The sequence below is a fragment of the Alsobacter sp. R-9 genome, assembly GCF_054612375.1.
The window spans coordinates 302,179-314,605 of record NZ_JBTSWJ010000004.1 but is presented as its reverse complement, the minus strand read 5'-3'; the positions used below and the strand labels follow the sequence as shown (position 1 = coordinate 314,605).

11 protein-coding genes are annotated in these 12,427 nt (G+C 69.3%); 8 read left to right on the top strand and 3 right to left on the bottom strand.

The window, feature by feature from the left end:
• Positions 1–152: 152 nt before the first annotated feature.
• Positions 153–1,073 carry a LysR family transcriptional regulator gene (locus ACX9GQ_RS09530; RefSeq protein ID WP_459629285.1) on the bottom strand — a complete coding sequence of 307 codons (921 nt, stop codon included), beginning with the start codon at positions 1,071–1,073 and terminating at the stop codon, positions 153–155.
• Positions 1,074–1,217: 144 nt separating this feature from the next.
• Between ACX9GQ_RS09530 and ACX9GQ_RS09525 the strand changes: the two genes are divergently transcribed.
• The 4 genes from ACX9GQ_RS09525 (at position 1,218) to ACX9GQ_RS09510 (ending at position 5,905) form a co-directional block, all read left to right on the top strand.
• Positions 1,218–2,669 (top strand): FAD-binding oxidoreductase, encoded by a 1,452-nt coding sequence (locus ACX9GQ_RS09525; RefSeq protein ID WP_459629284.1) that lies wholly within the window; start codon positions 1,218–1,220, stop codon positions 2,667–2,669.
• A gap of 43 nt (positions 2,670–2,712) precedes the next feature.
• Positions 2,713–3,900, top strand: coding sequence for a glycolate oxidase subunit GlcE (glcE, locus tag ACX9GQ_RS09520; protein WP_459629283.1), 1,188 nt, complete (start codon positions 2,713–2,715; stop codon positions 3,898–3,900).
• A gap of 15 nt (positions 3,901–3,915) precedes the next feature.
• Entirely contained in the window at positions 3,916–5,280 is a 1,365-nt protein-coding gene (gene glcF / locus ACX9GQ_RS09515) for a glycolate oxidase subunit GlcF (RefSeq protein ID WP_459629282.1), read from the top strand.
• Between the two features lie 97 nt (positions 5,281–5,377).
• Positions 5,378–5,905 carry a hypothetical protein gene (locus tag ACX9GQ_RS09510; RefSeq protein WP_459629281.1) on the top strand — a complete coding sequence of 176 codons (528 nt, stop codon included), beginning with the start codon at positions 5,378–5,380 and terminating at the stop codon, positions 5,903–5,905.
• A gap of 84 nt (positions 5,906–5,989) precedes the next feature.
• Here ACX9GQ_RS09510 and ACX9GQ_RS09505 read toward each other — a convergent pair whose 3' ends face one another.
• Together ACX9GQ_RS09505 and aceB are read right to left on the bottom strand one after the other, a co-directional pair.
• Entirely contained in the window at positions 5,990–6,559 is a 570-nt protein-coding gene (locus ACX9GQ_RS09505; RefSeq protein ID WP_459629280.1) for an NUDIX hydrolase, read from the bottom strand.
• 24 nt (positions 6,560–6,583) lie between these two features.
• The gene (gene aceB / locus ACX9GQ_RS09500) at positions 6,584–8,179 is read right to left on the bottom strand and encodes a malate synthase A (protein ID WP_459629279.1); all 1,596 of its coding nucleotides are present in this window, start codon (positions 8,177–8,179) and stop codon (positions 6,584–6,586) included.
• A 259-nt stretch (positions 8,180–8,438) separates the two neighbouring features.
• Between aceB and ACX9GQ_RS09495 the strand changes: the two genes are divergently transcribed.
• The 4 genes from ACX9GQ_RS09495 (at position 8,439) to ACX9GQ_RS09480 (ending at position 12,426) form a co-directional block, all read left to right on the top strand.
• Positions 8,439–10,205 carry a methyl-accepting chemotaxis protein gene (locus tag ACX9GQ_RS09495; protein ID WP_459629278.1) on the top strand — a complete coding sequence of 589 codons (1,767 nt, stop codon included), beginning with the start codon at positions 8,439–8,441 and terminating at the stop codon, positions 10,203–10,205.
• Between the two features lie 117 nt (positions 10,206–10,322).
• A complete protein-coding gene (gene fliG, locus ACX9GQ_RS09490; RefSeq protein ID WP_459629277.1) occupies positions 10,323–11,345 on the top strand; it encodes a flagellar motor switch protein FliG in 1,023 nt (340 codons plus the stop codon).
• 203 nt (positions 11,346–11,548) lie between these two features.
• Entirely contained in the window at positions 11,549–11,908 is a 360-nt protein-coding gene (locus tag ACX9GQ_RS09485) for a response regulator (RefSeq protein WP_459629276.1), read from the top strand.
• 32 nt (positions 11,909–11,940) lie between these two features.
• The gene (locus ACX9GQ_RS09480; protein WP_459629275.1) at positions 11,941–12,426 is read left to right on the top strand and encodes a chemotaxis protein CheW; all 486 of its coding nucleotides are present in this window, start codon (positions 11,941–11,943) and stop codon (positions 12,424–12,426) included.
• Position 12,427: the final 1 nt, after the last annotated feature.

The window sequence follows — 12,427 nt, the reverse complement described above, 5'->3', positions numbered from 1 at the left end:
CGGCCGTCGGAGGGTTTCCTTGTTCTCTCGCACACAACGGGCAATGGAACCGGCGGTGGGTCCCTTATCACGGCCCGCTGCCCGGCGTCAGTGCGTGATGGTGATAATTGGTGCAGGGTGAACCCGGGATGAAGGGGGCGGGCTGTCGCAGTTCAGGCGGCGGCCGGCATGAAGCCCAGGCCTTCGTCCCACGCCGGCGTCGAACCGTAGAGCGACGCCAGGTAGTCGATGAACACCCGCACCTTCTGTGCCAGGTGCCGCCGGCTGGGATAGACGGCGTGGATCGCGACCTTCCGCGAGCCGCCCCACTCCGGCAGCACCCTGACGAGCTTCCCGCTGCGCAGTTCGGGCCCGATGTCCCACGTGGAGCGCAGGGCGATTCCCATCCCGGCAAGAAGCGCCTCGCGCACCACCTCGCTGGAGTTTGTCCGCAGCCGGCTTTCGATTCGCACCGTCGCAGAGCCCGATGGCCCCTCCAGGCGCCACTGGTCGGCATTGTGGGCAATCAGCCTGTGGGAGGAGAGATCGGCAAGCGTCCTGGGCTCGCCCTGGCTCGCAAGGTACGCAGGAGCGGCGCACAGCAACCGGTGATTGGCCGCCAGCCGGCGTGCGACGAGGCTCGAATCCTGAAGGTCCGCGATCCGTACCGCCACGTCGAACCCTTCGCCGACGATGTCGACGAAGGCGTCCGACAGGACGAGGTCGACCGTCAGGTCCGGATGAGCGTCCAGGAATGCCGCGAGGTGCGGCGCGATGTGGAGGCGCCCGAACGACGTCGGCGCGGACACGCGCAGCAGCCCGCGGACGGCGGATGAGCGTCGCGAAACCCAGGCCTCGGCCTCCTCGGCGCTGGCGAGGATCGCCACCACCCGCTCGTAGAAGCCCTGTCCCGCCTCGGTGAGCGCGATCTTGCGCGTGGTCCGCTGCAGCAGACGCGTGCCCAGCCGCTCCTCCAGCCGGCGGATGCGCTTTGAGATCACGGCCGGGGAGAGCCCGAGCTCCCGCCCCGCCGCGGACATCGAACCGGCCGTGACGATCCGGGCGAACACGTCGAGGTCGGCGAGCGATTCCATCGTCCTGCAGTCCGCAGCGAGAGTGGCAGTGATTTGTTCCCTGGGGGAAATAATCTTGCGACTCTCTTGATCCTGCAAGCGGCCGGGTGCTTAGGCTAGGATGCGGATGACGGGGTGGAAGAGGCGGTACGGAGGATCAAGACCATGGGCGGAATTGCGTTTCCTGCGCCCGATCAGGGGATCCTCGCCCGGCGTGCGGAGATCCTCTCGGCCCTTTCCCGGCTCGTCCCGGCCGAATCGCTCGTGACCAGCGAGCACGAACTGCGCGCCTTCGAGACCGACGCGCTGACCGCGTACCGCCGGATGCCTCTCGCGGTGGTCCTGCCGACCTCGACCGACGAGGTTTCGGCGGTTCTGTCCTACTGCCACCGCGCGGGTGTGAACGTCATTCCGCGCGGTGCCGGGACATCCCTGTGCGGCGGCGCCATCCCGCAGGAGGACGCCGTCGTCATCGGCCTCGCCAAGATGAACCGTGTGCTCGCCGTCAGCTTCCCCGACCGCACGATGCGCGTCGAGGCGGGCATCACCAACCTCGCGATCAGCGGCGCCGTGGGCGCGGAAGGCTTCTTCTACGCCCCGGACCCGTCCTCGCAGCTCGCCTGCACCATCGGCGGCAACATCGCCATGAACTCGGGCGGCGCCCACTGCCTGAAGTACGGCGTCACCACGAACAACGTGCTCGGCGTGCGCATGGTGCTCATCGACGGCACCGTCGTCGACATCGGCGGAGACGCGATGGACGCCCCCGGCTACGACCTGCTGGGCCTTGTCGTCGGGTCCGAGGGACAACTCGGTGTCGTCACCGAGGCGGTCGTGCGCATCCTGCCGCTCGCCGAGGGGGCCCGGCCCGTGCTGTTCGGCTTCCCCACCAGCGAGGAGGCCGGCGCCGCGGTGGCCGCGATCATCGCCGCCGGCATCGTCCCTGTCGCCATGGAGTTCATGGACAAGCCAGCGATCGAGATCTGCGAGGCTTTCGCCAAGGCCGGCTACCCGCTGGACGTCGAGGCCCTGCTGATCATCGAGGTCGAGGGCTCGGATGCCGAGATGGACGCCGCCCTCGCCCGCATCGTCGCCATCGCCCGCGAGCACGGCGTGAAGACGGTGCGCGAGTCGAAGTCGGCCATGGAGACGGCCGCCATCTGGAAGGGCCGCAAGTCGGCCTTCGGCGCCACCGGCCGCGTCGCGGACTACATCTGCATGGACGGCACCATTCCCACCGGCCAGCTGCCGGCGGTGCTGCGCCGTATGGACGAGATCGTGAAGGGCTACGGCCTGCGGGTGGCAAACGTTTTCCACGCGGGGGACGGGAACCTCCATCCCCTCATCATGTACAACGTCAACGATCCGGAGGAGGCACGGAAGGCGGAGGAGGCCGGCAACGACATCCTGCGCCTGTGCGTGGAAGTCGGCGGCTGCCTGACGGGCGAGCACGGCGTCGGCATCGAGAAGCGCGACCTCATGCGCTCGCAGTTCACGCCGGCCGAACTCGAGCAGCAGATGCGCGTGCGTGCCGTCTTCGACGCCGCGTGGCGCCTCAACCCCGCCAAGGTCTTCCCGCTGGATGACCGCTGGCTGCCGCAGGACGCGGCGGCGTGATGCCGTCCTCCGCCCCGATCCCCGAAAGCCACGGTTCCGGCGCATGAGCGATGCCCTGAAGCCACGCGACGAGGCCGACCTCGTCGCCGCCATCGCCGACGCCGCGCATGCGGGCACGCCCCTCTCCGTGCATGGGGCCGGCACGAAGGATGCGATCGGCCGGCCGGTCCAGGCGGCGCGGACGCTGTCGCTGTCGGGCCTGTCCGGCATCACGCTCTACGAGCCGGCCGAGATGGTCATCGCCGCCCGTGCGGGGACGCCGCTGTCGGAGGTGGAGGCGGCGTTGGCCGGAAAGGGCCAGATGCTGCCGTTCGAGCCCCTCGACTACCGGGCGCTGCTCGGCGCCGGCGGCGAGCCGACGGTCGGCGGCGTCGTCGGCGCCAACCTTTCCGGCCCGCGCCGGGTCGTGGCTGGCGCCTGCCGCGACAGCCTCATCGGCGTGCGGCTCGTGAACGGCCGGGGCGAGGTCATTCGCGCCGGCGGCCGGGTCATGAAGAACGTGACCGGCCTCGACCTCGTGAAGGGCGTCTGCGGCTCGTGGGGCACGCTGGCCGCCTTCTCCGAGGTGACGTTCAAGGTGCTGCCGACGCCCGAGACGGCGGCGACGCTGGTGCTGCATGGGCTCGCCGACGCCGCGGCGGTAGAGGCGATGTCGTCCGCTTTGGGCTCGCCCTTCGAGGTCAGCGCCGCGGCGCACCTGCCCGGCACCGTCGAACGCGTGCCCAAGACGCTGCTGCGGCTGGAGGGTTTCGCCGCGTCGGTGACGTACCGGGCTGGCCGCCTGGCCGAGCGGCTGGCGCGCTTCGGCACCGCGAACAGGCTGGAAGGCGAGATCTCCGCCGGCCTGTGGCGCTCGGTGCGCGACGCCATGTTCCTGTCCGAACCCGCCGACGCGGTCGTCTGGCGGGTGTCGGTGGCCGCCTCGAAGGCCGCGGCGGCTGTCGCGAGCCTGTCGGAGACGGTCCCGTTGCGGCACTTCTACGACTGGGGCGGCGGACTCGTGTGGCTGGCGCTCCCGGCGGACGACGACGCCGGGGCTGGCCTCGTGCGACGCGCCTTTGCCGGCACCGGCGCCCACGCGACGCTGGTCCGCGCGCCCGTCGAACTGCGCGCCAGCGTCGACGTGTTCGAGCCGCTGCCCGAGCCCGTCCGGCGCCTTTCCGCAGGGCTCAAGGCGAGCCTCGATCCGCGCGGCCTCTTCAATCCCGGCCGCATGTACGCCGGCATCTGACGGCGGGAGTTTCCGATGCAGACCAACTTCTCGCCCGAGCAGCTGCGCGATCCGGCCATGCAGGCCTCCGAGAAGATCCTGCGCACCTGCGTGCATTGCGGCTTCTGCACGGCGACATGCCCGACCTACCTGCTGCTCGGCGACGAACTCGACAGCCCGCGCGGCCGCATCTACCTCATCAAGGACATGCTGGAGAACGGCCGGCCGGCCACGCCGCAGGTCGTCAAGCACATCGACCGCTGCCTCTCCTGCCTGTCCTGCATGACGACGTGCCCCTCGGGCGTGCACTACATGCACCTGGTCGATCATGCGCGCAGCTACATCGAGGCGACCTACAAGCGACCCTGGCACGACCAGCTGATGCGCCGCGTGCTGGGCTTCGTGCTGCCGCACCCGACCCGCTTCCGTTTCGCCCTGCTCGCCAGCGTGTTCGGCCGTCCGCTGAAGCCGCTGCTGCGGCCTCTCCCCTTCGTCGGCCCGCGGCTCGCCGCGATGCTGGACCTCGCCCCGGCCCGCATCGAGCCCCGTTCGACGCTCGAGGGGCCGGGCACGCACAGGCCAACGGGGCAGCGCCGGGGGCGCGTCGCCCTGCTCTCGGGCTGCGCCCAGCCGGTGCTGAAGCCGTCCATCAACGACTCCACGATCCGCCTGCTCAACCGGCTCGGCGTCGAGGTCGTCCTCCCGCAGGGCGAGGGATGCTGTGGCGCGCTGGTCCACCACATGGGCCAGGACCACGACAGCCACGCCTTCGCCGCCCGCAACATCGAGGCCTGGACGCGCGAGATCGAGGGGGAGGGACTCGACGCCATCCTCATCACGGCGTCCGGCTGCGGGACGACGATCAAGGACTACGGCTTCATGTTCCGCGACGACCCGCGCATGGCGGGGAAGGCTGCGCGCGTTTCGTCGCTGGCCATGGACGTGACCGAGTACCTCGCCACCCTGGAGCTGCCGGAACCCGAGCGGCCCTCCGGCCTCACCGTGGCCTACCACTCGGCCTGCTCGATGCAGCACGGCCAGAAGATCACCGACCTTCCCAAGACCCTGCTGCGGCGCGCCGGCTTCGTCGTGAAGGACGTGCCGGAGGGCCACATCTGCTGCGGCTCGGCGGGCGTCTACAACATCCTCCAGCCGGAGATCGCCGGGAAGCTCCGCGACCGCAAGGTCGCCAACATCGGCCGTACGCGGCCGCAGGTGATCGCGACCGGCAACATCGGCTGCATGCAGCAGATCGGGAAGGGACTGGCCGACGCCGGCAGCCCCGTGCCCATCGTCCACACGGCCGAACTGCTCGACTGGGCCTATGGCGGCGACATGCCGGAACCGCTCGTGGAGGCGGGAATCGCCGAGCCCCGCCCGGCCGCGATCGCTGCGGAGTGATCGGCGGACCGCCTCCGGGCCGCCTGTTGAGACTTGCAATCATGAGTTGAGAGGCGTTCGATCGAGCGGTTGTACTTGCCGCTCGCAGGAGAACGCCATGTCGAGATCAGCAGTCCTCCCCGCCCTCGCCGCCGTGCTCGGCGCCGCCATCCTCGCCCCGGCTCCGGCGAGCGCGCTCACCATGAAGGAATGCAGCGCCAAGTACCAGGAGGCGAAGGCGGCCAACAAGCTGAAGGGCATGAAGTGGAACGACTTCCGCAAGGCGGAGTGCGGTGACGACGATGCGTCCGAGGCCGACGCCGCCGCCGCCGTGAAGGACGATCCGGCTCCCGCCAAGCCTGCTGCGCCCGCCGCGGCCTCGGCCGCGAAGCCCGCGGCCACGGCTGCCGCTTCCGCCACCAAGCCGGCCGCGACGGCTGCCGCCTCCGCTGGAAAGGCCCGGGCCGCCGTGTTCCCGAAGGCGGTGTCGTCGAAGTACGCCGACGAGCCCGCCGGCAAGGCCCGCCTCAAGACCTGCGCCGACCAGTACAATGCCAACAAGGAGCGCAACGCCAACGGCGAGCTGAAGTGGATCCAGACCGGCGGCGGCTACTGGAGCCAGTGCAACGCCAAGCTGAAGGGATGACCCGATACAGCCCCGACCGTCCTTCCCTTCTCCCCCTGCGGGGGCGAAGGGAGCGGCGGCGGCGCCATGCCCACATGGCAGAGGTCACGCACCGAGGCTGAGGCGGCGCCACACGCGGGGGCAGATGGAGCGCAGTTCGCAGGCACTGCGCCATTCTGCGGCCGCGACCTCGTCTGCCTGGGTGCACAGGCGCGCTGAGTCGTCCGCGACGAAGACGTAGCGCAGGTCGAAATGCCAGTGGTCCGGCTCGTCCTTCGACGGCCGGGCCGGGATGGCGTGGGTGTCGACGTCGATCGGCAGGCTGGCGTTCGCCGCGTGCCAGGGGTGCGGGCGCAGGCCCGCCACGCCCGTCTCCTCCTCGGCTTCCCGCTGCGCCGACGCGGCGAAGGAGGGCGCCGGCTCCCAGTGGCCGCCCGGCTGCAGCCAGCGTCCCGTCGCCCGGTGATGGACCAGCAGCACCCGGCGCGCCGACGGATCGAGCACGATCGCGCTGGTCGTCACGTGACCGGGGAAGGTCCGCCGGCTGTCGAGCGCGTCGCCGGCCTCCATCCGCTCAAGCAGGAGGCCGAGGTCGTCCGTTCCGTCGGCCAAGGCGGCGCGGTAGCGGGCGAGAACGTCCGCCAACGCCGTCCGGAAGGCCTCACCCGTCAGCATGGGATGCCGGGCTGCAGGCTCTGTTCAGCCGAGCAGCTTGTAGGCTGGCAGCGTGAGGAACTCCGCGAACTCCTTGGCGAGCGACATCTCGGCGAAGAGCTTCGTCGCCTCGGCGAAGCGGCCCTTGTCGTAGGTCGCCGGGCCGATGGCCTCGCGGACCTTGGCCATCTCGTCGGCCATGATCTCCTTGAACAGCTCCGGCGTCACCTTGCGCCCGTCGTGCAGCGTGGCGCCGTGGTAGAGCCACTGCCAGATCTGAGCGCGGGAAATCTCGGCCGTCGCGGCGTCCTCCATGAGGTTGTACAGCGGCACGGCGCCACGTCCGCGCAGCCACGCCTCGATGTACTGCACGCCGACGCGGATGTTCTCGCGCAGGCCCGCCTCCGTGCGCCGACCCGGGTGGACCGACAGCAGGTCGTCGCGGATGACGTTGACGTCCTCGCGCATCTTGTTGAGCTGGTTCTGCGACGGCATCAGGCGGTCGAAGACCTCCATGGCCACCGGCACGAGGTCCGGGTGGGCCACCCACGTGCCGTCGTGCCCGTCGGCCGCCTCGCGCTGCTTGTCGTTGCGCACCTTCTCGAAGGCGACCTCGTTGGCCTTGGGGTCGCCCTTCACGGGGATCTGCGCCGCCATGCCGCCCATGGCGAAGGCGCCCCGGCGATGGCAGGTCTTGATCAGCAGGAGCGAGTAGGCGGCGAGGAAGTTCGAGCCCATCACCATCGCCGAGCGGTCCGGCGTGAGGAAGCGGGCGTTCTTTCCGAGCCGCTTGATGAACGAGAAGATGTAGTCCCACCGGCCGCAGTTGAGGCCGACGATGTGCTCGCGCATCTCGTAGAGGATCTCGTCCATCTCGAACGACGCCGGCAGCGTCTCGATCAGGATGGTCGCCTTCATCGTGCCGCGCGCAAGGCCGAGTTTCTCTTCGACGTGCGAGAACACGTCGTTCCATAGCCGCGCCTCGAGGTGGCTCTCCAGCTTCGGCAGGTAGAAGGCCGGGGTCGAGCCCTTTCCGACGATCGCCTTGGCGTTGTGGAAGGCGTAGAGCCCGAGGTCGAAAAGCGAGGCCGACATCGGCTCGCCGTCAACCGTGACGTGGGCCTCCGGCAGGTGCCAGCCGCGCGGGCGCACCAGCAGGACGGCGGGCTTCTCGGAGAGGCGGTAGGCCTTCCCCGTCGTCGCGTCGGTGAAGTCGATCGTGCCCTGCCAACGGTCCTTCAGGTTGACCTGGCCCTCGAGCATGTTCTCCCACGTCGGCGACGACGCGTCCTCGAAGTCGGCCATGAACACCTTCGCGCCCGAGTTCAGCGCGTTGATGATCATCTTCCGGTCGACCGGACCGGTGATCTCGACGCGGCGGTCGAGCAGGTCGGCCGGGATGGACGCGACGCGCCAGTCGCCCTCGCGGACGTGCCGGGTGGACTCGAGGAAGTCGGGAAGCTCGCCCGCGTCGAAGCGCTTCTGCCGCTCCTCGCGCAGCTTCAGCAGCCGCTTGCGGGTCTCGTTGAAGCTGCGGTGCAGGCCTTCGAGGAAGGTCTTCGCCTCGGGATTGAGGATCTCCGCGGCCCGCCCCGCGACGGGCCCCTCGATGACCAGACCGGACAACGTTGCGACGGACATGCGAACCCTCCCCTGGGCAATGCGGCTCATGACGGCGGGCACTCTCGCAAGCACCCCGGCTTTTCGGAAGCAGACAGCAATACCATTCAGTCTTTCCGAAACGGAAATAATCGCCCCAAAACTTCGGGGTTCGCGTCCCGGCCCTGGTGCGATCGGCCGTTCCCTTCAGGAACAGGGTGTACAACTCATAATTGTTAATATGCAGGCGATACTCTCCCTGCGTGACGAACCGAGCCCTGATCCCCCCGGAGAGTGCACCGTGCTGTTCGCCCGCCTGCTGAGGCGGCGCGCCGAGGCGCCTGTGGGACCGCCGGCCTCGCCTCCTGAAACGGCGCCGCCACCGGCTTCGCCCGCGCCGGCGCAGTCCGAGCCGTTGTCGGAGGTGCTTCGGCAGGTCGAGGAGGACGTCATCCTGACGATGCGGGTCGTCGGCCACGCCGCCGAGGACGTGCGCGGCAAGATCGACCGCACCACTGAGATCATGGAGAGCATGCGCGAGGCGAGCCACGAACTCTCCTCGCTGTCGGGCGCGGCCTTCGAGGTCGCTTCGGGTCTCGCCGACACGACCCGTCACCTCGAGCAGACCGGGGAGGTCATCGAGGGTCATGTCGCCGGCAGCGACGAGTTCATCGCAGACGCCCAGTCGCTCGCCGGCACCGTAACGGCCGACATGACGCAGCTCTCCGCGGCGGTGGAGCGCATCGCGGGCGTCGTCGCCATCATCAACGCCATCGCACGGCAGACCAATCTGCTCGCCCTGAACGCCAGCATCGAAGCGGCGCGGGCGGGCGCGGCTGGCCGGGGTTTCGCCGTGGTGGCGACCGAGGTCAAGGCCCTTGCCGGGCAGGTACAGGCGGCCACGAACGAGATTTCCTCCCACATCGTCGGCCTCCAGGCGGTCGCGCGCGGCAGCGGTGAGACGGTCACCGACATCGCCGACCTGCTCGAGCGGGTCGGTCCCGTCATGGGCTCCGTCCGCGACGCCGTGCGCACCCAGATCGAGGGCGCCCGCGAGGTGGCGTCGCGCGCGGGCGAGAGCCTCGAGTTCGTCAGCATCGTCTCGCGCAAGGCCGAGGCGATGACGCGCATGACGGCCGAGGCGGCCGATGCGACGCGCCGCGTGGGCGATACCGCGGCCCGGATGGCGCCCACCGTGCGGCGCCTGTCGGAACGCTCGACCGCCTTTCTCCACCACGCGGAAGGGCGAGACCGGCGCCAGGGCGCACGGTTCCCGGTGCGGCTCCCAGCTCGCTTCCTGCCGCCCTCCGGCAGCAACCGCCCTGCCGCCGAACTGCAGACGCTCGATCTCTCCGTCGGCGGGGGGCTGGTCGAGCCGGCGCAGGTCGGGCTGCACGAGGGCGATGCGGGAACCCTCGTCATCGAGGGAATCGGCACGGTCGAGGCGGTCGTGCGGTCGGTCATGGATGACGGCATCCACTTCGCCTTCCCCCGCGTGACCCCCGAGACGATGGCGGTGCTCCAGGCCCGGCTCGCCGAGGCGGAGCGGGAGAACCAGCCGCTCATTCGCTTGGCTCAGGATACGGCGGCCGAGATCGCGACGGCCTTCACGGACGCGCTTCTCGGAGGTGCGGTCGCGGACGACGACCTCGTCACGACCGAGTACCGGCCGATCCCCGGTACCGATCCGCTGCAGTACGAATCGAAGGCGCTCGCCTTCTACGAGCGCATCCTGCCGCCGATCCTCGAGCGGCACCGGTCGCTGTGCCCGCAGCGGCTTTTTCTCGTGGCATGCGACCGCAACAGCTACATCCCCGTTCACGAGCCCGCCACGTCGCAGCCCCAGCGTCCCGGTGACAGCCTCTGGAACGAGCGGCATGCCCGCAACCGGCGCCTCTTCGATCGGTCCAAGGTCATGATCGCGGCCCGCAATCAGGCGTCGTTCCAGCTGAGCGCCTTCATGCGGCTCATGCCTGACGGCCACTGGCGGGCGGCGAAGCTGATCGCCGTCCCGGTGGTGGTGCGGGATCGGCTGTGGGGCAATGTGCTTCTCGGCATGCCGCTATAGCCGACAAGGCGCCGTTTCGCGTCCTGATCGAAAAATCTTTGTCCAGACTCCTGTTGATTGTACCTTCCGCGCACTGATTTGCCGCACTGATTTGCTTCGCCCACGCGGGATCGCTCCATGGCCGACGTCGACGAACGCCGCGCTTCCGAACTCACGGGCCCCGAGCGGGCCGCCGTCCTCCTGCTCGTCCTGGGCGAGGACCATGGCAGCCCGATCTGGTCCTCCCTCGACGACGACGAGCTCCGCAAGGTCACGCTCGCCATGTCGACGCTGGGCACGGTGAGTTCCAAGCTGGTCGAGCAGGTGCTCGGCGACCTCGCCAACCAGTACAACCGCCTGACCGTCGTCGGCGACTTCGACCGCACGCACGAACTGCTGCTGAAGCTCCTGCCCAAGGAGCGTGTCGACCCCATCATGGAGGAGATCCGCGGTCCCGCCGGCCGCACGATCTGGCAGCGCCTGTCGAACGTGCAGGACAACCTGCTCGCCGCCTACCTGAAGACGGAGCACCCGCAGACCGTCGCGCTCATCCTGTCCCGCATCAAGGCCGAGCATTCTGCCAAGGTTCTGGCCCTCCTGCCGGAGGAGTTCGCCACCGACGTCATGCTGCGCATCCTGCAGATCGACACCGTGTCGAAGGAGACCCTCGACCAGATCGAGGAGAGCCTGCGCACGAACTTCATCGCCAACCTGTCACAGACGTCGCGGCGCGACGCGCATGACCTGCTGGCCGAGATCTTCAACTCCTTCGACCGCCAGAACGAGACGAAGTTCATGGAGGCGCTGGAGCAGGCGGCCTTCAAGTCGGCCGAGCGCATCCGTGCCCTGATGTTCACGTTCGAGGACATTACGCGCCTCGATCCCAATTCGGCGCAGGTGCTGATCCGCAACGTCGACAAGGCGGAGCTCGCCAAGGCGCTGAAGGGCGCGTCCCAGGCGACGCGGGAGTTCTTCACCAGCAAGATGACGCAGCGCGCGGCGACAGTCTTCCTCGACGAGATGGCCGGCCTCGGTCCCATCCGCCTCAAGGAGGTGGACGAGGCGCAGCAGCGCATCATCGCCATCGCCAAGGGCCTGGCCGACAAGGGCGAGATCATCATCGCCAAGTCCGGCAACGAGGACGACATGATCCTCGAGTGAGGGCAGGGCGGAGCCTCCGGCGCCGCCGGCCGTCTCTCCGGGCCCCTCGTGCCTGTCGTTGACGGAGCTTTTGCTTCGTCGCCCGGCTTTCGAGCGTCCATCCCACCGAATCTTAACGCCCGCGCGGCATGGTCGCGCGCGAAACCGGCCATGGCGCCGGAACAGGGCAGGCAGCCGGCAACGACCGGCGAGGGAGAAGACTGGTGCGGATCCTTGCGATCGACGACACGCGCACGTTGCGCGAACTTCTGTGCCGCACGCTTCGCGCGGCACGATACGAGGTGGTGGAGGCCGAGAACGGCGAGCAGGGCCTTGCCCGCTTCGCCGAGGACCGTCCCGACGTCGTCATCACGGACCTCAACATGCCGGTACTCGACGGGATCGAGTTCACGCGCGCCGTCCGCCAGCGCACCGATGGCGGCGACGTTCCGATCATCATCCTGACGACGGAGAGCAGCTCGGACATCAAGGCCGAGGGTCGCAAGGCCGGCGCGACGGCATGGATGGTGAAGCCGTTCGACCCGCAGCGCCTGCTCGACATGCTGGGCCGGCTGCCGCGCTGAGCGGTGCCGGCAGGATGGGATTGGAGAACGCCATGACGCTGTCCGTCGAAGCCACGATGTCACCGGCGCCTGCTGCCGTCGTGGGCGGGCTCGCGCGCCTGCAGCAGGTCGTCACCTTCAGGGTCGAGGGACGCTCCTTCGGCGTGGACGTCTCATCGGTCCGCGAGATCAAGGGCTGGCAGCCCACGACACCGCTGCCCAACGCGGCAGCCCATGTCCTCGGCGTCATCAACCTTCGGGGCGCGATCATCGCCGTCTACGATCTGCGCGTGCGCCTCGGCCTCGGCCCGTCGCCCGTGTCCCGCTCCTCAGTGGTGATCGTGATCGATCTCGGCGAGCGCTATGGCGGCATTCTCGTGGATGCCGTCTCCGACATCGTCGACGTGTCTCCGTCTGATCTGCGTCCGGCGCCCGAAGTGGCCGGCGATGGCGACGACGTGCTGCAGGCGCTGCTGGTCAAGGGGGACGAGGTGGTCGCCCTGCTCGATCTCCAGGCGGTGGTGCGGGAGAGCCGCTGAC